Origin of the sequence: Pseudomonas sp. EA_105y_Pfl2_R69 (assembly GCF_963970915.1) — a bacterium.
In the GTDB taxonomy this organism is placed as follows: Bacteria; Pseudomonadota; Gammaproteobacteria; order Pseudomonadales; family Pseudomonadaceae; genus Aquipseudomonas.
The window spans coordinates 124,912-151,108 of sequence record NZ_CAXAOO010000004.1; the positions used below are offsets into that span (position 1 = coordinate 124,912).

Below are 26,197 nucleotides of genomic sequence, written 5' to 3' on the forward strand. Positions count from 1 at the left end.
GCTTTTCATACCAAGTATCAACGCTGGGAAATATATAACCGGCCTACTTTCTCCAACGCCTCTAGCGTGTTTTCCTCAGGCTGCCAACCAAGGAGTCTTCGCGCTTTCGATGACTCAACCTGCAAGGAACGATAAAGTTGCGTATAAATGGACTCTTTCCCAAGCAACCTCGCACCCAGTTTTAGCAGTGCATCGGGCGCAGGCAGCATCAACGGTCTTTTGTCCATTCCCAAAGCAAGAGCTCGCACCATTTCTGCAGTGGAGATATCCTTACCATCGGACACGAGAAAAAGTTGCTCTGCTGCAGCTGGGTGCTCGATACAGAGGGAGATGAAACCCACCAAGTTCTCAAGCGATATAATACTGCGGCGATTATCTACACCGCGCAGAGGCAAAGGTAACCCCGTAGCAACAAGTTTAAGTAAGCGAGCGAAATTTCCAGGCGCATCAATCCCGTAGACGAGTGGTGGTCGAATAATCACCAACTCTGTCCCAGAACCTGCTAAGAGACTCTTCAGTCCCTGCTCTGCTTCTAGTTTTGAAAGTGCATAATCGGCATGCGGCTCGGGCTCGGAGTACTCATCAAACGGTTTAGCAAAGGTCTCCGCACCGTTCACACCGATAGAGCTAACAAAAACGAAGCGCTTGACCCCAGCTTCCTGTGCAATACGCGCCAAGCTAAGAGTTGCATCGCGATTGACCGCACGGAAAGCCGTCAACGACTCCCCACCCTCCCGCATAACATGTGCTCGCCCAGCCAAGTGAACCAAACAATCCACACCGACTAGGCAACTGAGCAGAAGTGCCCGATCCTCCAGTGCCCCCGAATGATAGACAACCCCCACTTCATCAGGGAGATCCGCACGAACCAAGCCATGGACGCAGGCCCCCCTATTTGCCAAGTGCTGACACAGCGCGGTGCCGATGAAGCCATTGGCTCCAGTTACGAAAACCCTCATCACATCTCAAATCCAGTCTGAAAAGTCTATTTGAACGAATTGAGGGCCTTAACTACCACTCGCACTTCATCCAGCGTCAGCGATGGCCCCATAGGTAAGCTCAGAACCTCCTCATGAATTGCCTCTGTAAGCGGAAGACTCAGTTCAGAATAATCGCGATAAGACTCCTGCTTATGCGGGGGAATCGGATAATGAACCAAGGTCTGCACCCCCGCTTTCTGCAAGTACTCCTGCAGTGCTTGACGTCGCTGACTGCGTACTACGAAAAGATGCCAGACGTGCTGCTCCTCATTCTCCCAGGCAGGAAGCTGAATCAATGGATTGTCCACTTCTGTCAGATAGGTCTGGGCAATCTGGCGACGATGGGCCGTCTGCCGATCCAAATAGCGGAGCTTGACACTTAGCATGGCCGCCTGAATCTCATCCAGGCGGCTGTTCACTCCTTTATAGAGGTTCTTGTACTTCTCATGAGACCCGTAGTTACGCAGTGCACGCAGGGTTTCCGCCAGCTTGTCATCATTGGTCGTAATGGCACCAGCATCCCCTAGAGCACCCAGATTCTTACCAGGATAGAAACTGAAGCCCGAGGCATGTCCCCAACTGCCCGCTCGGCGTCCATCGAGACTTGCACCATGAGCCTGGGCGGAATCTTCCAAAACAAGCAAATGGTGCCGTTCGGCGATAGCCATCAACTCGGGCATATCTGCCAGGCGGCCATAGAGATGAACAGGTAGAAGTGCGCGCGTGCGGCTAGTAATGGCCGCTTCGACATTGGCTGGGCTGAGGTTGAGGCTGTGCGCGTCTGGCTCGACGAATACCGGAACCAGGCGGTTCTCAGTAATGGCCAGAACACTGGCTATGTAGGTATTGGCAGGGACTATCACCTCGTCCCCTTCGCTCAACAGACCGAGTTCTTTCCAGGCGCGCAAGGTGAGAATCAAGGCATCCAAGCCATTGGCCACGCCAATGCAGTGCCTGACCCCACAGTACTCAGCAAACTCCTCCTCAAAACGGCTCAAGGCGTTGCCGGTGATATACCAACCTGAGTCGATAACGCTTGCACAGGCAGCGAGCAATTCATGGCGATATTGGTGGTTGATAGCCTGCAAATCTAAAAACTTAATCATGCTTCAACTTCCTGATGACCCGCGCGGGGTTACCAACGACAACGGAATGAGCGTCTACATCCCTAGTGACTACAGCTCCAGCGCCAACCATTGCAAACTCACCGATTGTGATGCCCGGCAATAAAGTTGCGTTGGCACCGATACTCGCACCGCGCCTGACAGTAATCCCCGAAAAAGCCTCGAGATAAACTTTCGATCTAGGCATGGGATCATTGGTGAACGTAGCGTTAGGGCCGATGAACACATCATCCTCAATGCGTGTGCCGTCCCACAAGAACACCCCTGACTTGACCGTCACCCTATCGCCAATGATCACATCGCCCTCGATCAAGGCATGCGCACAGATATTGCAATTAGAACCTATCTGCGCACCGCGCAGGATCACGACAAATTGCCAGACCCGCGTTCCGCTACCGATGTTAGCCTCTGCCACATCAGCTAGAGGATGAACACTAGCCATGCTTCGCGACCTCCAGAAACTGTTCGTAATCTCGTATATAGTCAGCTTCGTCGTAGTACTCACTGGCCAGTACCATCAGTACGCAGTCTTGGCTGAAGTCATGCATTTCCCGCCAGACCATGTTACCGATAAGCAGTCCCTTGGCAGGCGAGTCGAGCCAGGCGTCTTCACGGCCAAAGCCATCATCGAGAATGAAGCGGCAGCGGCCAGCGACACAGACCGCGACTTGCTGCAACCGGCGATGGGCATGGAAACCACGAGGGGCTCCCGGTTTCATACCTGTCATGTAATAGACGCGCTTGATATCGAAGGGAATGTTCTTATTGCCCTCAAGGGCAACCAGTTGCCCGCGTCCATCACCGATGGCATCAAATGATGCCCATTTGATCAGCGCCATGGTCAATGCTCCGTAACGAGGGAAAGCAAGTATTGACCATAGCCATTCTTGCTCAGGCTCTGCCCTGCTTGCAGTAGATCATCCGCACTGATCCAACCATTGTTGAGGGCGATTTCCTCCAGGCAGGCGACTTTTAGCCCCTGCCTGTGCTCGATGGTCTGCACAAACATGCTGGCCTCCAGCAAGCTTTCGTGTGTACCTGTATCCAGCCAAGCGAAACCGCGCCCAAGCACTTCAACATGCAGGGTGCCACGCTCAAGGTAAGCCTGATTGATACTGGTGATTTCCAGTTCACCGCGCTCCGAAGGTTTCACCTGCTTGGCAATTTCCACCACATCGTTGTCGTAGAAATACAGTCCCGTGACCGCGTAGTTGGATTTCGGCTGCTTTGGTTTTTCCTCGATGGATACTGCTCGCATCTGCTCGTCGAAAGCGACCACACCAAACCGCTCGGGGTCTTTGACCTGATAACCGAAAACCGTTGCGCCCTGGCTGCGGCCCGCCGCTTCGCGCAGCTTAGGGGTAAAGCCCTGCCCATAAAAAATATTATCCCCGAGGACCAGGCAGACGGAATCAGAGCCAATAAATGACTCACCAATAATGAACGCCTGAGCAAGACCATCCGGACTCGGCTGTACCGCATAACTCAGCGAGATGCCAAATCTGCTGCCGTCTCCCAGCATACGCCCAAAACTGGCCAGATCTTCGGCGGTGGTGATGATCAAGACCTCACGAATCCCTGCCAGCATCAGGGCCGACAGTGGGTAATAAATCATCGGCTTGTCATACACGGGCAGCAGTTGCTTGGATACACCCATGGTGATTGGGTAAAGCCGAGTACCGGAGCCCCCGGCAAGAATGATGCCTTTCATATAAATTCTCTCGATTAACCAGTGACGCCGAGGCGTTCACGCTGATAGGAACCATCTTGGACACGCTGCCACCAGTCGCGGTTGCTTAGGAACCACTGGACAGTCTTGCGAATACCACTCTCGAAACTTTCCTGTGGAGCCCAGCCCAGTTCACGCTGAACCTTGCCCGCATCAATGGCATAGCGCCTGTCGTGGCCAGGCCGATCCTGAACATAGGTGATCAGGTCCTCATAACGTACAACGCCCATGGGCTTTATCGGTGCCAGCTCCTCCAGCAAAGCGCAGAGCGTACGCACCACTTCCAGATTCCGCTTCTCATTGTGCCCGCCGATGTTATAGGTCTCGCCCACTACGCCTCGGGTCACAACTTCGTACAGAGCTCGAGCGTGATCCTCCACATACAACCAGTCACGCACCTGATCGCCCTTGCCATACACAGGCAAAGGCTTCCCCTCCAACGCATTGAGTATCATCAGCGGGATGAGTTTTTCCGGAAAATGATAGGGACCGTAATTATTCGAGCAATTGCTGATCAGTGTCGGCAGGCCATAAGTACGCTGCCAGGCACGCACCAGGTGGTCGGAACTGGCCTTGCTTGCGGAATAAGGCGAACTGGGCGCATAAGACGTCGACTCGGTGAAAAGGTCCGCAGGGGACTCCAGGTCCCCATACACTTCGTCGGTGGAGATGTGATGGAAACGGAATGCCGCCTGCTTCTCTTCCGTCAGCGTCCGCCAATACTCCCGAGAAGCCTCCAGCAAGGTATAGGTGCCAACGATATTAGTCTCGATGAAGGCGGCTGGACCATCGATAGAGCGGTCGACATGCGACTCGGCAGCCAAGTGCATAACTGCGTCGGGCCGATAGGTCTTGAAGATCCGGTCAAGCTGGGCTCGATCACAAATATCGACCGGTTCAAAACTATACCGGTCGCTTGCTGAAACCTGCGTAAGCGATTCTAGGTTACCGGCATAGGTGAGCTTGTCCAGATTGACCACACGATGCTGAGTCGTACGGATGATATGCCGAATTACTGCGGAACCAATGAAACCAGCACCGCCGGTAACAAGAATGATCATGACTTATTTCGCTTTGAGTCGGGAGATAAATGGGCGCAACACCACGTCGAGGGCAAAATGCAGGCAGATCGAGCAATACCTCAGGGAGGGATTGAGAATGCTCTTATTCTTACGCAGGACCTTCATTTTCTCCGCGAAGAGGATACCCCGCTCACGCATCTTGGCGATGGAGCTTTCATCGTGCAGGCGATAGAGAAGCAACTCTTTATTCAGATAACAGAACGACGTGACGGCCGAAGCCCTCAGCAGAAAGTCCCAATCCTCCAGGCGCAAGCCAGTTTCGTCGAAACCGCCAATCGAATCATAGAGTTTGCGTGTAAAGAAAATCGTACCCGCCGGGATAAAATTATACAGCGTGAGCAAGTTCCTTATATTTCCTGAAAACAGGAACCGTGACGCTCTGCCGCCATTAGAATGTTCCCCAAAGGTCTGCGCACCACTATAACAAAGGGAACAACGCGGACTACCCCGCAACAGCTTTAACTGCTTACTCAATTTTTCCGGGTGCCACATATCATCCGAGGCAATGATGGCAATATAATCTCCTGTAGCAAACTCCCCAATAGCCCGATTCAGCGTTCTGCAAAGGCCTTCATTGTTTTTAAAAACCAACTTGAACTTATAATCATGGGCCCGATGAAGCTCTTTCAGGAGCGCCACACTACCATCAGTCGATCCATCGTCTACAACAATCAACTCAAGCACATAACCGTCTTGAATCTGCCCCAGAACACTACTAATTGCATCACCCACATAATCAATGTGATTGTAACTAGGGATAATCACGCTGATAACATTACCTTGCACTTCAATAGTCATAACCTTAAACCTAATCAGCAAGAACGAGGCTGACCAAGACCCCGAGAGAAATATGCAAGCGAGAGCTAACCTAGAAGATGCTGCCTGTAAAAGGCCAGCAACTTCTCACCCTCCACAGCCCAGTTGATTCTTTCTTCGATTGCCCGTTTCCCAGCCTGCCCCATTGCCTCAGCCTCACTCGGATTATCCAACAGCCACTTCATTGCCTTGGCAATTTCACCTGGATTGGCCGGGTCAACAAAAACAGCGCATTCAACCCCTTCAAGAATATCCCGCCACAGAGGAAAATCCGAAGCAACGACAGGCAAGCCAGCAGCCATATACTCAAATAATTTTATCGGATAAGAGTCCAAGTGAGTCTGTGTCGGTAACAAAGTTACCATTCCAGCCCTAGAGGCACCCAGTACTTGAGATACATCTTTACGCGACACCCACCCAAGAAAATATACGCGCGCCCACCCTTTCAACGACCTTGCTTTACACTCAAGTTCTTGCGTATTGAAAGACCCAGCAAGGGTCAACCTGCAATCTGACGGCATAATCGCCATTGCGTTGACAAGTTCAAGCGGGCCACGGGCCTCTGAGATAGTTCCGACATAGCAGAAGCTTTTCGGTCGCGCAGGGTAAGCGAGCTCACAATTTAACGCAAACTCTTCTTGAATGGGAAAGTTGCAAACCACCAACGTCTTCTTGCTTGGAAACCTACTTGCAATAACAGGAGTAGCGGTTACTATGCCAGAAAAAAACTGCCCACCCACCCACTCAACAAACTCAGCAGCAGAAGAAATTAACCTCCGCAGAAAATAAGGTATGTATTCCTTAATCAAAATATCTCGAGGCAAGTCTTCATGCACATCATAAACAACTTTTACCCCAAACGCCCTCAGCGTCAAGCCCAACGGGATAAGCTCAGAGTCATGGAAATGCACAACATCTGCCTTATAGCCTCGCAAAGCTTTAAACATCTTATAGCTTCCAGAAAGAAAGCGCCTTAATCGCCCCTCACTCCTACCTATGTCGAATATCTTGACACCCTGACTTTCTGAGTCCCCTTGGCCGTCAGCTACAAACAAAGCAACAGTGCCAAAGTTAGCAGCAGCAAGCGTCGCACACTGCTTGGAGAAAATCCGACTATCACTTCGTGAATGGACGGTAGTGATATGAGCAATTTTATTCATTATATACTTACCTTAAAATCAGCAAACTCCAGCGTTTCGATAGATTATTAAGCCTCATTAAAATGGCCACATACACTGCCGCCAACTAATAGGCTCATAATCACTCTCTCACAAATACTCACTGAATGGCATTCGCACGAATAACTGATCGCCCACCCAGCCAGGCCTGCAGACGATCAAGAAACTTTATAAGCAAAAAAATTAAGAACGGGTGTATCGCCATCCACAACAGCCCGAAATTATTAAACTCACCTTTTGGGTATAGCATAAAAAAACCAACTGCAAATTTCGCATAAAATATAAGAAATATATTCCCCCCCCTCCTCACCGCCAAATTATAAATACAAGCACCCAAGCAACCAAACAAGAACATTCCAACCACTGGACCCAAAAAACCAAAATTCAAGTACATCTCACCGACCCCGGTAACAGGTAGGTTACCGCCAGCAATATGCTCATACCATTGGTTCTTTGCAAGTACCGCGGGCATTCCAACAGCACTATCAAAGGCAGACGGCATAAAATCAACAAGTGGATACAGCAATGTAAGGCCCCACATATACCCAATATCACGAGACCATGAATCAACCACTTTCATGAGTACGGCAAAATTTGGAAAATTTCCCATACCAACCGATAATTCAAGAAATTTATCAACAGTAAATGATTCCAGCAAAAATGAAATCAAACCACCAGAGCCTGCCAAACCCTGATTATAACTCAAACTACTAGCGAATCTTAAAAGATAAAAAATCACCCCTAGCAAAATAACACCACAACCAAAAAACAGGATTTTTCTATTAAGCCTCACCCCCCCCATATTGTAATAATACAAAACAACAAAAGACATAATAAAAGTTAGTGTCTGAAATATTCTCCCCTGCGACGCGAACACGGCCACCGCAGCAAACACCAAGACATATGTTATCAACGAAACTTTTTTTCTATCAAGATCAATAAGAAACAAAATATAAACCGCAATATAAATCAAGTGGTAACCTAGCGTAGTACCTCCATCTTTAAAGTCATAAAACCGCATGGAAATATTCTTATAATAGTCAATTAGACTGCCTGAGTATAAAGTGACCACGTTATAAACAAAATTAGCCATCCCCGCAAAGAACAGCACATACGCAACACACTTTAAAAGTCGTCGATACTTACTCGCCGTAACCCAGCCGATGGCAACTATCCTATTAGTCGCAAACAACCTATATCCGATTAACGCAAAAAGGTACCCGACCGAAACGTAAACCACACACCAAAAAAATACATCCTCTATATCATTATAAAAAACAGCACCCGATATAAACATATTATTTTCAAAGCCACTAAAGCGCAGAGTCATGGCAGAAACTATAAATGTAAGGTAGTACACGGAAAACAAATAAAACGGCTCAAAAAAGTTAATTCTTTTTTGCAAAAGCAAATAACCAGAAACCAAAAGGAAAACACCCCACAAGAGCACAAACTCCCCAAAACTCCCAGGGTAAAAAATACAAATACTGGAAAACAACAACCCAACACACAAAAATAATATAAACCTTAACCTGTACTGCATATATAATTCCGTCGTTAACGTAACCCTTGAGTCCGCTTGGCAGTCTGACAAGCACTAAACAGAAGCCTTTTTTTTACTAAACAATGCAATTATGCGCTCATCACATCTTTACGCCTCATCGTAACTTAACTGCATTTTCCAATATAACGCAGTTATGAGACTACATACTTGACGCAAGATAACCAGATAGCCAAGTGCCACTCTGCCACTCTGCCACTCTGCCACTCTGCCACTACCAGTCGAACCGATTGCTTGAAATACCGCACACTGGTTACTAGTTATAATATTCTTGCAAAATTTATTTTATAATTAGTAACGATAATTACAACCAGAAAGACAAACCAAGCACAAGCAAATTCAAAATAGCGATCAACGCCCTTCAGTGTAAAGAGTACTGAAAGAATCAAGCAAGCCAGTGTCATTGAGTAGAGCTTCAAGCGAGGTATTGGTCGCCATACACGACATGAAAACTCCGTGCGACAGATAAAAAATACCCAAAAAGCGATGGCTGTCGATACCGCCGCACCAGCAGCCCCATAGAGCGGTACGAGCAGGTAGTTACCGACTAAATTCACCAGAACTGCAATTATCGAGGCAGCCATCGCATAGCTGCTCTTCCGGGTAATGCCGAGACCCACTACCGTTGTTTCCGAAAGGGTATAGAACAAGGGGTAAGCCATACAGGTCACTAGAATATATTGTACTTTTGCGTACGAGGCAGGCAATAAATAGGTGACGGCCCAAGAGAAGAGTCCAGCCAACGAGAACAGAATGACGACTGCAACCAGGACATACTCCGTAACTTGGTCGATCTTTTCCGTATTGATACCTTCTGCTGCCCATTTATAGACAGTCGGTGCCCAGATGATTGAGAAGATGCTCTGGAAAACGATAGCTGCCGCTGCGAAGCTGGATGCCACTGAATAAACACCCAACTCTTCGAAGCTAGAGAAGGTGCGCAAAAATATCTTATCCATTGCCGTCAGTCCCCAGAAAGCGATGCCGCCCATGATCAGTGGGGCTCCAAAACGCAGCATGGCTTTAAGCTTTTCTGTATCGACTCTTTGTTTTAATGCTACCAACCATTCCTGACGGGTATTCCAGACATATATCAGAGTAACCGCCGTGATTGACAACGCATGGGCGATTACCAAGTGAAAAAGATCAAAGCCGAACGAGAAAAGAACATAAACGCCGATGACGGAGAGAAACAGAACCTTTGGTAAGACTTGGCTCATGGAAAAAGCCAATCCCCTTTCCTGCATACGTAGAATCAGGGACAAGAAACGCGAAACGAATGCAGCCAGAAAGCACAATGCAACCAAAATGCTGATCAGCACGCTATCCACGGAAAATAGCGCTTGGGAAATAAAACCAGGCACCACGAAGCAAAGTGCCAACCCCACCACAAGCGATAATAGCCCCGGCAACAGGGCGGTCTTAAGTAGTGCTGGCTTATGCTCTGATTCGTGATACTCACGAACATAGACCTGATCCAACCCCAGACTAAACAGCAGGATGCAGAAACTCGAAACAACCTGAAACATGGCTATTCGACCGATATCCTCAGCCGAATAGAACCAAGTGATGATCGGTAATGTGATAAAGCCTAACGCTGCTCCCCCGACGGGGCCAATAGCGAAGGCAACGAGCTTCCTTGCATTCATTTATTAGCCTGACGTTGCTGTTTTACTTGTATATTCTCAATCAATTTCTTTGTATTGTTGTTTACTTTTTCCGCCCCCCAAAACTCTTGTATCACCTTCCGATTTTGAGAGATTTCACTCTCACTTAAAGGCGTTAGCATTAGCGAATTACTTATATCATTTAAAGAATTTACAATGGCACCCCGCTCAATAAAAAACTGATAGGCTGGGTTTTCTTCGTCGAGTATTATTCTAGCCCCGCTGTACATTACCGCACATATATTACCAAGAGCCTGCTGCCGCTTATGCGCCATCACTATCAAGCTGCAGGAATTTACTATCTTACTGTATTCGTCCAACGACATAAAATCTATTAAAGGGCAAAACAACTCATCAAGACAGTTTTTTCCTTTAGCGATTATAGTATCTCTATATTTTTCATCCCCATAACTCAGGGGGACAATTATTTTTTGTTCTTCGCTAGCTAATTTCTTTATTTTTTCAAATGCTTCAATATGATTATTCGTAATTGATGCAGAATTTCCCAACAGGATATTTTCACCCGTAACGGAGCATCCACCAAGACTGAAGGTCTCCTCAACACTCCCATAATTAAGCTGAATATACTCCCCACAAAACTGCGGATAATTCTCCTTAAGTATTAAAAAATCGTTTGGAATGGGTGCTGAAAAATAATCAATTTTACGGACAGAAATCGATTTCAGCTTTGAGAAAACTTTCTTTAGCGCTTTTTTCAGTACTGACTCTTCTTTTTTGTAGCCTTCGCTTAGCTCTTTGTAGAGTTTTTTGCTCTCTTCTCCAAGCAGCGCACAAACATCATCCGTGTAATAATCGAACCCCCAACCACTCCACACCGTCAATGCTTTTCCAGGTGCTAAAAGAAGCGCAAATACAGCTTGATTAGTTAAACTGTGAGCAATTATTACGTCATATCTTCTTGCAAGGAGTGCAATTTTAAATAAGCCCACTACGCTGGACTCGATTACCTTGACTTGACCATTAGGTATTTCGTAGCCAAGCGATTTATTTGTTCTTTTTGAGACAACGGCGTAATCATTACAACCGGGGGCCGCCAGCTCAAATGTTTTAGAAATAAACTGTATAAATTGAGAATCCGGGCCAATATGCAAGATTTTCAATTGCTAAGCCCCTGGCTTATGAACTTTTGTTCGAGTGCAAGTAAATCCCTTTTCCTTTCTTTGATTTTCCGGGCCGGTGTACCCGAATAAACTCCGAAAGCTTGGCAGCTCTTGCTAACCAAGCTTAACGCCCCCACGGCCACACCCTCCTCGAGAGTTACTCCTGGAAGCACAACACTTCCCGCCCCAATGATGACATGGCGACCAATATTCACATTGGCATGAGCCACATTTGTGAATTCTTCCGGTACAGTAGGATTGGTCAGTGCAGAGCCACTGTAATCATCGCTGCTACTGTATATTGAAACCCTTGATGAAACCCCACTAAAATCATGCAAGGTAATTTTTCCACGCCCGATCAGCAGGCTGCTAACTGCTATATGGACATAATTCCCGACCTCTATCCCTCCGCTGCCTGCAGATAGAACACAAAAATCATCAATCCTTACATTGTCGCCAATGACTATATTCTGGCAGTTGTAGAAGGAGGCTTTTTCGGAGAGTTTTGAATTCTTTCCAACGTGTGCAAAACCCATCTGATTGATCTGCTCAATACTCAGGAAACCCATTTCAGACCTCTTTCAGAATGGAGGTGATGCGGTGCAGACTTTCATCGCTAAGATCCGGATAAATAGGCAGGCAAATGATTTTTTCGGCGGCAGAGTGGGAAACGGGTAAGTTGCTGCGCTGTGCCGACACCATTCCTCGATACATCGGAAACTCACTGATCAGCGGATAAAAGTAACGGCGGGCAAAGACATCCTTGTCCTTTAACCTCTGATACAACTCATCGCGACTTAGTGGATAATCTGCTTCAACCAGAACCGGGAAGTAGGAGTAGTTTGCTTTTAACTGCCCGGCTTCCTCGATTAGACGAATGCCTTTTATCCCCCTAAGTTCCTCACGATAGATACTATCGATCTCACGGCGACGGGCTAAGGCCCGGTCGATATGCTTGAGTTGCAACAGCCCGAAAGCGGCGTTCACTTCACTCATCTTGCCATTAATACCAGGGGCAACAACGGTGACTTCATCGACAAAACCGAAATTTTTCAAGTGGTCGATGCGCTGCTTGGTCTTGGCATCCGGGCAAATGATTGCACCACCTTCGAAGGTATTAAACACCTTAGTGGCATGGAAACTCAGCACACTAAGGTCGCCGTAACGCAGGATGCTGCCGCCAGAATCTTTCACACCAAAGGCATGAGCAGCGTCGTAGATAATCCGAAGGTTGTAGTTGTCAGCAATTTTCTGAATGGCTTCGACAGCACAGGGATTACCATAGCAGTGGACTGGCATAATCGCGGTAGTCTGCGGGGTTATGGCTGCCTCAATTTTGGCGGGGTCCAGGTTCAAGGTGTGCGAATCTATATCGACGAATACCGGTTTGATCCCGTTCCACAACAACGAATGGGACGTAGCGACAAAAGAGTAGGGAGTGGTGATAACTTCTCCTGTCACACGTAGTGCTTGAAGCGCCGTGAGCAACGCTATAGTGCCGTTGTTGAACAAGGCAATATGCTCTACGCCGAGGTATGCGCACAGCTCCTTCTCCAACTGCTGATGCATCGGCCCACCATTGGTCAGAATTTTATTGGCCCAAATCTGCTCTAAATAAGGGACGAACTCTTCCAGTGGAGGCAGGTAGGGTTGGGTAACAAAAACTGGCTTGTCGCTCATACGGACTCCTTGATTAAGGACAGCAGATACTGGCCGTAACTGTTCTTACTTAAGGCTTTTCCGATTCGTTGCAGATCGTCGGCACTTAGCCAATTGTTGTAAAAAGCGATCTCTTCCAAACAAGCTACTTTATAGCCCTGCCGTTTCTCGATCGTTTCAACGAAGTGAGCGGCCTCCAGCAGACTTTCATGGGTGCCGGTATCGAGCCAGGCAAAACCACGCCCGAGGAGTTGAACGTTAAGGTCACCGCGCTCCAAGTAGGCTTGATTGATGCTGGTAATTTCCAACTCGCCGCGATCAGAGGGTTTTACCTGCTTGGCGATCTCAACTACGTCGTTGTCATAGAAATACAGGCCAGTCACTGCATAGTTGGACTTGGGTTTAAGCGGTTTTTCCTCGATGGAAATGGCACACTTATTGGCATCGAACTCAACCACCCCAAAACGTTCCGGATCCTTGACGTGGTAACCGAACACGGTGGCACCTTTGTCACGACTGGCTGCATCCCGCAGTAAAGGACCAAAGCCCTGGCCATAGAAGATATTGTCGCCCAGCACCAGGCAAACCGAATCACTACCAATGAACTCTTCACCAATAATAAAGGCTTGGGCCAGGCCGTCCGGGCTGGGTTGTTCGGCATAACTCAGTCTGATGCCAAACTCACTGCCATCGCCCAGCAGCCGCTGATAACCGCCGATATCTTCCGGAGTACTGATCAGCAGAATGTCGCGGATGCCGGCCAACATTAATACAGACAAGGGATAGTAGATCATTGGCTTGTCGTAAATGGGCAGCAACTGCTTGGATACACCTTTGGTGATCGGATATAGCCGAGTGCCGGAACCGCCAGCGAGGATAATGCCTTTCATATGCTGCAGTCCTTATACCGAGGTGCCTAGGCGTTCACGTTGGTAACTGCCATCTTGCACACGGCGACACCATTCAAGGTTAGTCAAATACCATTCGACAGTTTTACGCAGGCCGGACTCAAAGGTTTCTGCTGGTGCCCAACCCAGTTTCTTTTGAATTTTGCTGGCGTCGATGGCGTAGCGCAGGTCGTGTCCGGGGCGGTCCTGGACGTGGGTGATAAGGTCGTTATAGGAGCGCCCTTGCCATGGACGGAGTTCATCGAGCAGCTCGCAAAGGGCGTGGACTACTTCGATATTCTGCTTCTCGTTGTGACCGCCGATATTGTAGGTCTCCCCGACTTGACCTTCCCTTACCACCTTGTACAGGGCACGGGCATGGTCCTCGACATAGAGCCAATCGCGTACCTGATCGCCCTTGCCGTAGATTGGCAAGGATTTGCCTTCTAGCGCATTAAGGATGATCAGCGGAATGAGTTTTTCCGGAAAATGATACGGCCCGTAGTTGTTCGAGCAGTTGGTGACCAGTGTTGGCAATCCGTAAGTACGGCTCCAGGCGCGCACCAAGTGGTCCGAGCTGGCCTTACTCGCCGAGTAGGGTGAGCTGGGAGCATAGGGGGTGGTTTCGGTGAACAGTTCTTCGGGGTCTTCCAGATCGCCATACACCTCGTCGGTGGAGATGTGGTGAAAACGGAAGGCAGCCTTGCGCGTTTCATCGAGGCCTTGCCAGTACTGGCGGGCAACCTCCAACAGGGTATAGGTGCCGACTATATTGGTTTCGATAAAGTCGGCAGGGCCATCGATGGAGCGGTCCACATGAGATTCTGCAGCCAGGTGCATCAGGGCGTCCGGCTGATGTTCGCGGAAGACTCGTTCGACTTCGGCACGGTCGCAGATATCGACCTGTTCGAAGGCATAACGCCCACTGTCGCTGACTTCGGCCAGGGATTCGAGGTTGCCAGCGTAGGTCAGCTTGTCGAGGTTGACCACTGCGTCGTGAGTATTGCGAATGATGTGGCGGATGACCGCCGACCCGATGAAGCCGGCACCGCCGGTAACGATTATTTTCATTTTATTCAACCAAGCTCCGCACGATTTTCTGGGTCACTTCAGCACTCATATACGGATGCATTGGCAGACTCACAACCTGCTCCGCGACTTCATCACCCATAGGCAAGTTGGCCGAGCTATCAGCAACAGCTGGCTGTTTGTTTAACGGGATAGGGTAATGCACTGCAGTGGGGATGCCTGCTTTCTCCAGTTTGCCCTGAACCGTCTCTCGATCTTCGACACGAACGGTGTACTGCGCATAAACGCTGGTGTTATGGGGTTCAATATGGGGGATGGCAATGATGCCCCCTCCCCCATCCGCGGCGAAGATGCCGCTGTCATTGCTCAGTAGTAGCTCGTTGTAGCGGGCCGCGACCTGCTCGCGCAAAGTGATTTCGTCTTCGAAGATATCTAGTTTGGGTAACAAAATGGCAGCCTGTAGGGTATCCAGACGACTATTTACGCCAACCCGAATATGATGATAGCGGCGATCTTGGCCATGCCTGGCTATCTGACGTAGCACTTTCGCCAGTTCGTCGTCATTAGTGAAGATTGCACCGCCGTCGCCATAGCAACCCAAAGGTTTGCTAGGGAAGAAGCTAGTGCAGGCAATAGTGGTCAGGTTACAAGAACGCTTGCCCTTGTAAGTTGCACCAAAGCTCTGAGCGGCATCCTCGATTACCGGGATATCGTATTTGGTGGCAATAGCGTTGATAGCATCGAAGTCGGCGCACTGACCATACAGCGACACGGGGATTATCGCCTTGGTGCGTGGGGTAATGGCCGCTTCCAGCAATTGCGGGTCGAGGTTGTAGGTACGCGGATCAATATCCACATACACCGGCTTGGCACCGAGCAGGGCCACGGTTTCAGCGGTGGCGATGTAGGTGAATCCAGGCGTGATGACTTCATCACCAGGACCAATCCCTAGAGCCATTTGCGCAATTTGCAACGCATCGGTGCCGTTGGCGCAGGTGATGCAGTACTTGGCACCGACGAAGGCAGCAAGCTTTTCTTCCAGCTCGGCCACTTCCGGGCCGAGGATGTACTGGCCATGGGCGAGGACACGCTGGATACCAGCGTCGATTTTGTCCTTGATACGGACTTGCTGGGTTTTCAGGTCGATGAACTCGATCATTTATTGCGCATCCACTTTGCTCAGAGTTGTGCCATTCAATACATAGCGGGCACCGGTGTACTCACAGGCAAGTTCGCCCTCGCCGGCCACTGGCAAGGCCAGTTGCTCGCCGAACTCGCTCATCCAACCAATCTGGTGTGCAGGTACACCCACCATCAAGGCATAGGCTGGTACGTCCTTATTGACTACCGCACCAGCCCCGACGAAAGCGTATCGACCAATAGTCACGCCGCAGACGATGGTGCAGTTGGCACCGAGGGTGGCACCTTTCTTTACCAGGGTGTCGCGGTACTGATCCTTCCGCTCGACCAGTGAGCGCGGGTTGTAGACGTTGGTGAAAACCATGCTCGGGCCGCAGAACACGCCCTCTTCAAGAGTCACGTTGTCGTAGACGGAGACGTTGTTCTGCACTTTGCAGTTGTCACCGATCACGACCTTGTTACCGACGAAGACATTTTGACCGAGAGATACGCCCTTGCCGATGCGCGCGCCGCCACATACGTGGACAAAGTGCCAAACGCGCGAGCCTTCGCCAATTTGTGCGCCATCATCGACGATGGCGCTGGGGTGCTGGTAGTGAGTCATTATGGAGTCCTGTTGCTCAATAGCTCTGATCGCCAGCAAGCTGGCTCCTACAGTCGTCAGAAGAGCTGTTTTGCAAAGGGGTGACCCTCATCGTTCTGTGCACTGACGATGGCAGCGGAACGAATAGTATTCACCGTTTCCACGCAGTGACGGGCATCTTCGATGCCATAACCACGACCCGCGAGAATTTCCTGGTAACTGGTGGTATGCAGATCGGTGAAGCCTTCGGAGAACTCCATTTCCTCACCGTTGACGGTGATGGAACGATAGGTCGGCTTCTTGCCCTTGATGGACTCTGGCAGGTCGTTGGCATCGATGGAAAGGAACCAGCGCACGCGAGCCTTCTCGTATTCCAGGTAGCCAGCGGCTTTATAGTCTGAAACGAAGTGCACGACGTTGCGCTGCAGTTTGCCGAAGATGAAGTGCAGCATGTCGTAGAAGTGCACACCGATGTTGGTGGCCACGCCGAAGGATTTGCGCGGGTCGCCTTTCCAGCTCTCTATATACCACTTGCCACGCGAGGTGATGTAGGTCAGTTCGACATCGTATTTGTGTTCGCTGTTTTCGCGGGCGACCTTGTCCTTTAGCTCAAGGATGGCCTGGTGATGGCGCAGTTGCAGGATGTTGTAGAGGCGCTTGCCGGTTTCCCGCTCGACCAAGGCCAGCTCATCGAGATTTTCCGGGGTGGGTACCAGCGGTTTTTCGCAGATAACGTCGCAACCCAGGCGCAGACCTGCGACGATATGCGCATGGTGCAGGTAGTTGGGCGAGCAAACGGCGACATAGTCGAGCGCGCTGGCCGGGTCGCGCTTCAGGCGATAAGCGTGTTCCTGGAAGCGTTCGAACTCGGTGAAGAACTCGCTTTGCGGCGAGATGCTGTCGATGATGCCGACCGAGTCGTTGATGTCGTAGGCGGAGACCAGCACGTTGCCGGTGTCCTTGATGGCGCGCATATGACGGGGAGCAATATAACCGGCAGCGCCAATCAGGGCGAAGTTTTTCATGGATGTTCCTTGTATTGCATCAGTACCCAACAAATTACTAATCGAACCTGCCGGGTAATGTTATTGGGGGCCCGTGATCAGGCTTTGATGATGTGCGGAGCCGGAGCGCGGTATTTGCCACGGCTATCAACGATCAATTTGGCATGTTGCTTGATAAGTTCGTAATCGAACTTATCGTGATCGGTGGCCAAGACCACTGCATCAAAGCTGGCAAGATTATCGGCAGTCAGGGCCTCGCTGCTCAGCTCGAAGTGGTGCTCGCGCATCTTAGGGAAGACCAGAACGTGGGGATCGCTGTAGGCAACGATGCCGCCCTTGGCCTCGATCAGCTCCATGATTTCCACGGAGGGCGATTCGCGCATGTCATCAACGTTCTTCTTATAGGCGATGCCAAGAACAAGCACTTTGCTGCCCTTCACGGCCTTGCCGCTATCATTGAGGCCATCCATTAGCTTGCTCAGAACGTATTCGGGCATGGCTTGGTTGACTTCACCGGATAGCTCGATGAAACGGGTGTGCAGGCCATATTCACGGGCTTTCCACGTCAGATAGAAAGGGTCGATGGGAATACAGTGGCCACCCAGGCCAGGCCCAGGGTAGTAGGCAGTAAAGCCAAATGGCTTGGTCGCGGCGGCGTCGACCACTTCAAAAATATCGATGCCCATACGGTCAGCAACGATCTTCATCTCGTTGACCAGACCGATGTTGACGGCACGGTGGATGTTTTCCAGCAGCTTGGTCATTTCCGCAGCTTTGGTTGAGCTGACCGAGACAACCTGGTCGATTGCCTGCTCGTACAGAGCAATACCGACCTCCAGACAAGCTGGGGTGTGACCGCCGATGACTTTCGGGATGGTACGGGTTTCGAAGTCCGGGTTGCCCGGATCTTCACGCTCGGGCGAATAAACCAGGAAGATAGACTCTCCGACCACCAGCCCCCCTTCCTGCACACGCGGCAGCAACTCTTCTTCGGTGGTGCCCGGGTAGGTAGTGCTTTCCAGCGAAACGACCTGACCGGCACGCAGGTACGGCTTGAGTGCGTCGGTGGTGTCGATCACGAAGCTCATGTCCGGCTCGCGGTATTTATTCAGCGGCGTCGGTACGCAGAGAATCAGTGCATCGCACTCGCTGACACGGCGGAAATCGGTAGTGGCCTCGAAGCCGCTCTGGCGGGCAGCCACGATTTTGTCACCGGGGATATGCTCGATATAACTCTGACCGGCGTTGAGCTTAGTCACTTTGCTTTCATCAATGTCTATACCCAGCACACGAAAGCCAATGGCGTTGTAGCGCAACATCAAGGGCAAGCCGACATAGCCGAGCCCTACGATACCAATGATGGATTCTTTGGTTTTGAACTTGTTAACGCTAGCGAGTTTCTGCTGAGGCATCAAAGGACTCCGGTGTATCGAACTTGGATAGAAAGGTTATTCTGTTTCTTGAATTTGGGTACGTCTTTGACATTTTCCAGGTACAGCAATGGATCAAACACATTACTGCCCTAAGATTTATCGTTAGCGCCATGAGAACGATAAATCATGAAACTCTACTGGCGCTGCCGGGGTGTCACCTTGATCTCGATCCGCGCCCAGGTATATTTCCCACTGTCTTAAACGGAGCACCACGCCGACACTCGCAAGGACTCACGCCCGGAGGTTCGGCACTCCGCCATGCTTTGCCAACAAGGGCTAGTATTCTTCTTAGTTCTACAAGAACTCAGCGCAGTATGGATTCAATTTATTTCAACCAATTTGAACATTGCGCTTTCTCAACATACCACGAACCAACGCCACAAACACACCCAGCATGCCACCCAGAATAATACCGAGTACCAGAATAATTGCCTTCTTAGGCTTAACCGGGGTTTCCGGAACTTCGGCTGCACTGTCCAATGTAAACACCGAAACATTATCCGGGTTTACATCGATTTTCTTGAGAAAGTCGAGTTGATTCTCGATGCCTCGCAACTCGGCAATAAAGGGATCGTCATTTTCCCTTTTTTCCAGCACTGCCAGCTCCGCGCGCATGGCTTTGGCACCGCGCATATACATCAGGTTGCCGTCGATGAACTGGGCCAGATCGCCATCCGAGGATGTTTTGCCTGCCACCACCTGCGGCGCATCGAAGCCTACGGCCTCGGCCACCACCAGAGCCTCGCGTAGACGGGCGATGCGGTCCTCGCGACGTTTCTGCGCAGTGATCCGCGCGGCATCGATGTGCCTTTCAAGCACCTGCGCCTTGGCCGCAATTTCGGTGAGCACGTTATCCTGCATATCCTCTTCGGTTTTTTTCGCGGCCATGGCTACATAAGTATTAACCCATTCGGCAGCTTGCTCCGGCGACTCATGCGTAACCATAACCTCATAGAAGTCTGGATTATTTTTTATATCAGGTGCCTTGACTGTCAGCGTCTTATTGAATTCTTTCCACAGTTTATCCTGTGCTCTATCGGCCTTATCGGCAGGTAAAGCCGGCAGATAGGTCTCGCGGAAAAAAGAACGCTTCAATGAATCCGATAGCAGGTTGGTCTTGAATACCCCATACACGTCTGCAACCTTGAACTCTTCAAGCTTTGCCTCGCGACGCCCTAGGTTATAGCTGGCGATATCACTCAAACGCGGCGGCAGGACGCCGGCTTTGGTTTCATACACAGGCGTGCTGAGAAAGGCAAAAGCTGCGGCCGCCAGTGTTGCCGCCACAGTAAAGGCAATAATCAGCAGCTTTTGCTGCCAAAGGCTCTGGAATAACTCAACCAAGTCGATTTCATCGGCGGCTGCGGGCATAGGGGTATTCGAGTTCACTGCAACTCCATTTCTAATTCAAGTTTCAAGCTATTGAGTAAAGCCAAGCTAGTTGGGTTTCTGCCGCTAATGACCGGCCGAGGTTTTCGTGTGCTGGGTACCTTGGCTTGACACCCCGCGCGCCGCAATTCGCCACGAGGACACGTCGCCTGCCTTTGGCTAGACCACGGATTTGTTTAGTCGCGTACAGGACAGCGGTCGACGGCTAGCAGGTGGTTGAAAAACTACCTGCGTTGCCATCGCGGCGTTAAAAACAGGCTCAAAATGCTTATTTACAGCCAGTAAACTCCGCTTTTTCGCCTGTTTTTCCCTTGCGCTGGCTGCCTCGCCAACGTTTTTCAACGGCCTGCTAGAGGCTTCACTTTATTCAGACACGCTACCGCCCCAGGATTTACCGTCGGTTTCCTGAGAACGCTTACCACTTTCATTGTTCCGGCTTGCCGGATATTCTTGCCCGGGCTAACGCCGAGGACTATCGAGCTTTTGCAACACTGGCCAGCGGCACGCTCACGCGCTGCTGGCGGCTAAGAATATTCAGGAGCAAGATTGCTCGCTCATCGCCATCCATGGCCATAAAGATGGCATCCAGTTCGGCAAAATCGCCGGCAGTGATCCGCACGCTATCACCCAGCTGCAGGGCAGGTTGGACCGTATTTTCGCAGCGGCGTTGCAATTGTTCGATAAACCGCTCATCCACCTTCAGCGGCATACCGCCAAAACCAACCACGCGATTGACCCCGCGGGTCGAACGCAAAGGTGCCCAGTTGGCATCTTCGGCCAGGGCAATAAACAGGTAACCCGGAAACAGCGACTCGACGATGGTCTGCCGGCTGCCGCGCACAATGCGCTCGCAGCTGTGCTGCGGGCGATAACAGCGGTAGCCCTGACGCGCCAGATTATCTTCTGCGCGCTCATCCTGACGAGGCTTGCACTGCACCAAATACCAGGCGGCTGCCTGATCTGGCTGGCGGGGGGATAGATCGGTTTCCATAGGCTGGTTTATCGATATACGCAGCACGGTATCCACCGCCGCGTTGTCATTCTCCTGCAGACAACCGACCCTATGCCGGTTGCGTTAATTGATATACGAGCAAGGCTGCCTCGCGCCGCACGCTGTAGTGACTAGTAGCAGGCGGGCTATTGCGCTTCGGCTGTGTTGCTCCCAGTGGGGATACTCACCCGCACTTCACGTCCCGCCTGCTCATAATACGCCTTGAAGCGCTCGGCGAGCGCGACCTTGGCGGCGGCATCGCCATGCACGATACGAATATCGGACGGCCAGTGACGCATGCGCGTAACAAACCCGAGCAATCCCTTTTGATCCGCATGGGCGGAATAGCCGCCTATGGTAGTGATTTTGGCGTCAACCGTGTAGCGCTCCCCGTCTAACTCTACATAGCCGCCACTGGGACCATGGACCTGGATGGCACGCCCGGGCGTGCCCCGCGCCTGGTAGCCGACAAACAGCACATCGTGTCGTGGGTCGTGCAGCATGGCTTTTAGATAGTTGACGATGCGCCCACTCGAGCACATGCCGTTGCCGGCGATCACGATGGCCGGCTGAGCGGTTTGTGCCAGGCGGTTGACCATCGCCAGGTGAGCCCCGTGACTGTCGACAGTCAGTAGATTGCCGAAACCCAGTGGGTTGCGCCCTTGTTTGACGCGCTGCAATGCTTCGCTATCCCAGAAGGGTTCCAACTCGCGATAGACCTGGGTGAAACGGCTGGCCAGGGGCGAGTCGAGGATGATCGGGAGGCTGGACCAGTCGAGTTGAAGCCGTGTGTGCGCCTCCCACCTCACCCCAGCCCTCTCCCCTAAGGGGCGAGGGGGCTGATTCGCGGTGTTTTTCCGATGGATGATATCTTCCAGCTCGTAGAGCAGTTCCTGGGTGCGGCCGATGCTGAAGGCGGGGATCAATACCGTGCCATTGTTGGCCAGGGCTTGCTCGATGACCTTTTCCAGGCGCTGGCGACGCGTACGGCGGGCTTCATGCTGGCGATCACCATAGGTGCTCTCGATCACCAGAGTATCGGCGCGATGCGGTGCCTTGGGTGCCGGTAGCAATGGTGCATGGGGTGCCCCCAGATCGCCGGAGAAGACGATGCGCTTTTGTTCGCCCGTTTCGGGATAGTGCAGGTCGATTTCCACATAGGCCGAGCCGAGGATATGGCCCGCACGCTGCAGACGGATCTTGGCCTTGAGTTGCGCGGTATCGACCAGGCTGAACCAGGTTTTGTAGGGCAAGGCGATGATGCGCTGCTTGATCAGCTTGAGATAGCGCTCGACCTGTTTTTGATCGCGGCTAAAACCAAGCTTGAAGGCATCCTCAAGAACGATGGGAAGCAGCTTGGCGCTGGGCTCACTGCAGAGGATCGGCCCCTTGAAACCCGCCGCCAGCAGATAGGGAATACGCCCGACGTGGTCGATATGCACATGCGTTGCAATCAGGGCCTTGATGCCGGCAAGTGAGAACTCGATAGCCAGGCTATTTGCGCCTGCCTTGCCCTCGGCAGAGGTCTCCACCCCCTGAAACAGCCCACAATCCACCAGCAGCGCGTGCTCGGCGTCCATCTGCAGCTGGTGGCAAGACCCCGTTACGCCAGCGACCGCACCATGATGCAATATCTGAGGAAAGCTCATCAGTTAGTCCTTTAACTTCGGCACGGGGAGGCTCATCAACCTGTCGAGGCGGGCTAGCCCTAGGACAATTTCCAGATATTGGTCGCTGGATTTTTAAGGGCGGCATTGTGCCATGACACAAGCCTGATCGCCATCCTCGTAACCTGATGTGTCGGCCACGGATTAGCGCAAAGCGACGTCCTGCCCCCTAACAACAGGACGCTTTTCGTTATAGGCTGAAATGTTATCGAGAATGGTCATATGTGAGGAAAGACCGCGCCTGCCACGAGACCTTATGAACGAAGGGCGAGCAAGCCTGCTGACAAGAAGGGGAAGGTAAACCGAACTCGGCCAGGCACGCGACCTGCAAACAGTCTAGCCCGCAGAAAGCGCTACACAGGCGGGACTACTCGTCCTCATTCACCCGGTCACGCAGCTCTTTGCCCGGCTTGAAATGCGGCACGAATTTGCCATCAAGGCGAACCGAATCACCCGTTTTCGGGTTACGCCCCACACGCGGCGCACGGTAGTGCAGCGAGAAGCTGCCGAAGCCACGGATTTCGATGCGATCACCGGTCGACAATGCCTGGGACATCTGTTCCAGCATGGTCTTGATGGCCAGCTCGACATCCTTGGATGAAAGCTGACCCTGGTGGGTAACGATGCGCTCGATCAACTCCGACTTGGTCATGGTTTTCCCTTCTTTTTCAAGCGGCTAGATCACTAGATAGAACGGTTTTAGCATGCTGAGTCAGTTTTGAACAGCCTGAAAATTCGTAGGCAACCTGGGTGCCGGCCGAGTTCTCGAAGGAATGCATTGGCCTCGGGATTGCTTCGCCGCTAAAGCGCCTCTCACAGCCTGCATGCGCAGCAATCCGTACTGACCGCCACGGATCGTGGGAGGGGCTTTAGCCGCGACGCTCCGCCCCTTTCGGCCCCATGCGATCCTGGTGCGCACGGCGCACCCTACGGGGCTAGAGCCGCTCTGGAAAGCGCCTCCCACAGTCTGTAGGCGCAGCAATCCGTACTGACCGCCACGGATCGCGGGAGGGGCTTTAGCCGCGACGCTCCGCCCCATGCGGTCCCTATGCGACCCTGGTGCGCACGGCGCACCCTACGGGGCTAACGCCGCCTGGAAAGCGCCTCCCACGCCTGCATGCGCAGCAATCCGTACTGCCCGCCACGGATCGTGGGATGGGCTTTAGCCACGGCGCTCCACACCAAGGCGGCCCAGTGCAATCCTGGTGCGCACGGCGCACCCTACAGGGCTAGCGCCGCTCTGGAACGCGCCTTCCACAGGCTGTATGCCCAGCGCTCGGCCGCGCGACGCGGGAGGGGGCTTTAGCCGCGACAGGCTGTCAGCCGTACCGCTTCATCGCCGCTAAAGCGCCTCCTACCGGATTGCGCATAAGCCTCCTGCACCACTGCCTGGAAAGGCCTCACTTTTCTGCAGGCACAAAAAAGGGCGACCGAAGTCGCCCTTTTTCTGGATTACCTGAACTTAGTTCTGGTTTTCCATTTGCGCACGGATCAGATCACCGATGGTGGTCGGACCTGCAGTTTCAACTTCCTGCTTGCGCATTTCTTTGATGGCTTCTTTTTCGTCTTCAACGTCTTTCGACTTGACCGACAAGCTGATTACGCGGCTCTTACGGTCAACGCTGATGATCTTGGCTTCGACTTCTTCGCCCTCTTTCAGTACGTTGCGCGCGTCTTCAACACGGTCACGGCTGATTTCGGAGGCTTTCAGAGTGGCTTCGATGCCGTCGGCCAGGGTGATGATTGCGCCCTTGGCGTCAACTTCTTTAACGATGCCGCGCACGATGGTGCCTTTATCGTTAACAGCAACGTAGTCGGAGAACGGATCTTCTTCCAGCTGCTTGATGCCGAGGGAAATGCGCTCACGCTCCGGATCAACGGAGAGAATAACGGTTTCCAGCTCGTCGCCCTTCTTGAAGCGGCGTACAGCTTCTTCGCCTACTTCGTTCCAGGAGATGTCGGACAGGTGAACGAGGCCGTCGATGCCGCCATCCAGACCAATGAAGATACCGAAATCGGTGATCGACTTGATGGTGCCGGAGATCTTGTCGCCCTTGTTGAACTGACCGGAGAAGTCTTCCCACGGGTTAGTTTTGCACTGCTTGATACCCAGGGAGATACGACGACGCTCTTCGTCGATATCCAGAACCATAACTTCCACTTCGTCGCCGACGTTAACGACTTTCGAAGGATGGATGTTCTTGTTGGTCCAATCCATTTCGGATACGTGCACCAGGCCTTCCACGCCTTCTTCCAGCTCTGCGAAGCAGCCGTAGTCGGTCAGGTTGGTTACGCGCGCAGTAACACGGGTGTCCTGCGGGTAACGCGCCTTGATGGCAACCCATGGATCTTCGCCCAGCTGCTTGAGGCCGAGGGAAACACGGTTGCGCTCGCGATCGTACTTGAGGATCTTGACGTCGATCTCATCGCCAACGTTGACGATTTCCGACGGATGCTTGATACGCTTCCAAGCCATGTCGGTGATGTGCAGCAGGCCGTCGACGCCACCCAGATCCACGAACGCGCCGTAGTCGGTGAGGTTCTTGACGATACCTTTGACTTGCTGACCTTCCTGCAGGGATTCCAGCAGAGCTTCGCGCTCGGCGCTGTTCTCGGCTTCCAGCACGCTGCGGCGGGAAACGACAACGTTGTTGCGCTTCTGGTCCAGCTTGATGACTTTGAATTCGAGCTCTTTGCCTTCCAGGTGAGTGGTATCACGCACCGGACGGACATCGACCAAGGAACCTGGGAGGAACGCACGGATGCCGTTAACGTCGACAGTGAAGCCGCCCTTAACCTTACCGTTGATAACGCCCGTAACCACTTCCTCAGCGGCGAAAGCTGCTTCCAGAACGATCCAGCACTCGGCACGTTTGGCTTTTTCGCGGGACAGCTTGGTTTCACCAAAGCCATCTTCAACCGCGTCCAGGGCAACGTGAACTTCGTCACCGACCTTGATGGTCAGCTCGCCAGCGTCGTTGTGGAACTGTTCCAGCGGGATGAGGCCTTCGGACTTCAAACCAGCGTGAACGGTTACCCAACCAGCTTGGTAATCGATGTCGACGATGATAGCGGTGATGATCGAGCCAGCCTGAAGGTTCAGGGTTTTTAGGCTTTCTTCAAACAGTTCAGCAAAGCTTTCGCTCATTTTAATTCC

At 51.8% G+C, this 26,197-nt stretch carries 24 protein-coding genes; all 24 read right to left on the reverse strand.

What is annotated here, in order from left to right:
• Window positions 1-17: 17 nt before the first annotated feature.
• Window positions 18-959 (reverse strand): NAD-dependent epimerase/dehydratase family protein, encoded by a 942-nt coding sequence (locus AACY13_RS12685; RefSeq protein WP_339461944.1) that lies wholly within the window; start codon window positions 957-959, stop codon window positions 18-20.
• 26 nt (window positions 960-985) lie between these two features.
• Window positions 986-2,086, reverse strand: a complete 1,101-nt coding sequence (locus AACY13_RS12690; RefSeq protein WP_339461945.1) for a DegT/DnrJ/EryC1/StrS family aminotransferase — start codon at window positions 2,084-2,086, stop codon at window positions 986-988.
• Window positions 2,079-2,546 (reverse strand): acyltransferase, encoded by a 468-nt coding sequence (locus tag AACY13_RS12695; RefSeq protein WP_339461946.1) that lies wholly within the window; start codon window positions 2,544-2,546, stop codon window positions 2,079-2,081. The genes AACY13_RS12690 and AACY13_RS12695 overlap by 8 nt, the downstream gene beginning before the upstream one ends.
• Window positions 2,539-2,943 carry a sugar 3,4-ketoisomerase gene (locus AACY13_RS12700; RefSeq protein ID WP_339461947.1) on the reverse strand — a complete coding sequence of 135 codons (405 nt, stop codon included), beginning with the start codon at window positions 2,941-2,943 and terminating at the stop codon, window positions 2,539-2,541. Before AACY13_RS12700 ends, AACY13_RS12695 begins: the two co-directional genes overlap by 8 nt.
• Window positions 2,944-2,945: 2 nt before the next feature.
• The gene (rfbA, locus tag AACY13_RS12705) at window positions 2,946-3,815 is read right to left on the reverse strand and encodes a glucose-1-phosphate thymidylyltransferase RfbA (protein ID WP_339461948.1); all 870 of its coding nucleotides are present in this window, start codon (window positions 3,813-3,815) and stop codon (window positions 2,946-2,948) included.
• A gap of 14 nt (window positions 3,816-3,829) precedes the next feature.
• Window positions 3,830-4,894 carry a dTDP-glucose 4,6-dehydratase gene (gene rfbB, locus AACY13_RS12710; RefSeq protein WP_339461949.1) on the reverse strand — a complete coding sequence of 355 codons (1,065 nt, stop codon included), beginning with the start codon at window positions 4,892-4,894 and terminating at the stop codon, window positions 3,830-3,832.
• A gap of 3 nt (window positions 4,895-4,897) precedes the next feature.
• Window positions 4,898-5,713: a glycosyltransferase family 2 protein gene (locus AACY13_RS12715; RefSeq protein WP_339461950.1), complete on the reverse strand. Its 816-nt coding sequence runs from the start codon at window positions 5,711-5,713 to the stop codon at window positions 4,898-4,900.
• Window positions 5,714-5,778: 65 nt separating this feature from the next.
• Window positions 5,779-6,891, reverse strand: coding sequence for a glycosyltransferase family 4 protein (locus AACY13_RS12720; RefSeq protein ID WP_339461951.1), 1,113 nt, complete (start codon window positions 6,889-6,891; stop codon window positions 5,779-5,781).
• A gap of 118 nt (window positions 6,892-7,009) precedes the next feature.
• A complete protein-coding gene (locus tag AACY13_RS12725; protein WP_339461952.1) occupies window positions 7,010-8,452 on the reverse strand; it encodes an O-antigen polymerase in 1,443 nt (480 codons plus the stop codon).
• Window positions 8,453-8,730: 278 nt separating this feature from the next.
• The gene (locus tag AACY13_RS12730) at window positions 8,731-10,119 is read right to left on the reverse strand and encodes a lipopolysaccharide biosynthesis protein (protein ID WP_339461953.1); all 1,389 of its coding nucleotides are present in this window, start codon (window positions 10,117-10,119) and stop codon (window positions 8,731-8,733) included.
• Complete coding sequence (locus AACY13_RS12735) at window positions 10,116-11,258, reverse strand: TDP-N-acetylfucosamine:lipid II N-acetylfucosaminyltransferase (protein ID WP_339461954.1); 1,143 nt, start codon at window positions 11,256-11,258, stop codon at window positions 10,116-10,118. The genes AACY13_RS12730 and AACY13_RS12735 overlap by 4 nt, the downstream gene beginning before the upstream one ends.
• Window positions 11,255-11,827, reverse strand: coding sequence for an acyltransferase (locus tag AACY13_RS12740; RefSeq protein ID WP_339461955.1), 573 nt, complete (start codon window positions 11,825-11,827; stop codon window positions 11,255-11,257). The genes AACY13_RS12735 and AACY13_RS12740 overlap by 4 nt, the downstream gene beginning before the upstream one ends.
• A gap of 1 nt (window position 11,828) precedes the next feature.
• Complete coding sequence (locus tag AACY13_RS12745) at window positions 11,829-12,938, reverse strand: DegT/DnrJ/EryC1/StrS family aminotransferase (RefSeq protein WP_339461956.1); 1,110 nt, start codon at window positions 12,936-12,938, stop codon at window positions 11,829-11,831.
• The gene (gene rfbA, locus AACY13_RS12750) at window positions 12,935-13,807 is read right to left on the reverse strand and encodes a glucose-1-phosphate thymidylyltransferase RfbA (protein ID WP_339461957.1); all 873 of its coding nucleotides are present in this window, start codon (window positions 13,805-13,807) and stop codon (window positions 12,935-12,937) included. The genes AACY13_RS12745 and rfbA (AACY13_RS12750) overlap by 4 nt, the downstream gene beginning before the upstream one ends.
• 12 nt (window positions 13,808-13,819) lie before the next feature.
• Window positions 13,820-14,875: a dTDP-glucose 4,6-dehydratase gene (gene rfbB, locus AACY13_RS12755; protein WP_339462342.1), complete on the reverse strand. Its 1,056-nt coding sequence runs from the start codon at window positions 14,873-14,875 to the stop codon at window positions 13,820-13,822.
• 1 nt (window position 14,876) lies between these two features.
• The gene (locus AACY13_RS12760) at window positions 14,877-15,992 is read right to left on the reverse strand and encodes a DegT/DnrJ/EryC1/StrS family aminotransferase (RefSeq protein ID WP_339461958.1); all 1,116 of its coding nucleotides are present in this window, start codon (window positions 15,990-15,992) and stop codon (window positions 14,877-14,879) included.
• Window positions 15,993-16,577, reverse strand: coding sequence for a UDP-2-acetamido-3-amino-2,3-dideoxy-D-glucuronate N-acetyltransferase (gene wbpD / locus AACY13_RS12765; RefSeq protein ID WP_339461959.1), 585 nt, complete (start codon window positions 16,575-16,577; stop codon window positions 15,993-15,995).
• 56 nt (window positions 16,578-16,633) lie between these two features.
• Window positions 16,634-17,581, reverse strand: a complete 948-nt coding sequence (gene wbpB, locus AACY13_RS12770) for a UDP-N-acetyl-2-amino-2-deoxy-D-glucuronate oxidase (RefSeq protein WP_339461960.1) — start codon at window positions 17,579-17,581, stop codon at window positions 16,634-16,636.
• Window positions 17,582-17,658: 77 nt separating this feature from the next.
• Entirely contained in the window at window positions 17,659-18,972 is a 1,314-nt protein-coding gene (gene wbpA, locus AACY13_RS12775) for a UDP-N-acetyl-D-glucosamine 6-dehydrogenase (protein ID WP_339461961.1), read from the reverse strand.
• A 351-nt stretch (window positions 18,973-19,323) separates the two neighbouring features.
• Window positions 19,324-20,382 carry an LPS O-antigen chain length determinant protein WzzB gene (locus tag AACY13_RS12780; RefSeq protein WP_339461962.1) on the reverse strand — a complete coding sequence of 353 codons (1,059 nt, stop codon included), beginning with the start codon at window positions 20,380-20,382 and terminating at the stop codon, window positions 19,324-19,326.
• A 472-nt stretch (window positions 20,383-20,854) separates the two neighbouring features.
• Window positions 20,855-21,373, reverse strand: a complete 519-nt coding sequence (gene rfaH, locus AACY13_RS12785; RefSeq protein WP_339461963.1) for a transcription/translation regulatory transformer protein RfaH — start codon at window positions 21,371-21,373, stop codon at window positions 20,855-20,857.
• Window positions 21,374-21,519: 146 nt separating this feature from the next.
• Complete coding sequence (locus AACY13_RS12790) at window positions 21,520-23,022, reverse strand: MBL fold metallo-hydrolase (RefSeq protein WP_339461964.1); 1,503 nt, start codon at window positions 23,020-23,022, stop codon at window positions 21,520-21,522.
• A 385-nt stretch (window positions 23,023-23,407) separates the two neighbouring features.
• Window positions 23,408-23,692: an integration host factor subunit beta gene (gene ihfB / locus AACY13_RS12795; protein WP_090387490.1), complete on the reverse strand. Its 285-nt coding sequence runs from the start codon at window positions 23,690-23,692 to the stop codon at window positions 23,408-23,410.
• 810 nt (window positions 23,693-24,502) lie between these two features.
• A complete protein-coding gene (gene rpsA, locus AACY13_RS12800; RefSeq protein WP_339461965.1) occupies window positions 24,503-26,188 on the reverse strand; it encodes a 30S ribosomal protein S1 in 1,686 nt (561 codons plus the stop codon).
• Window positions 26,189-26,197 lie beyond the last annotated feature (9 nt).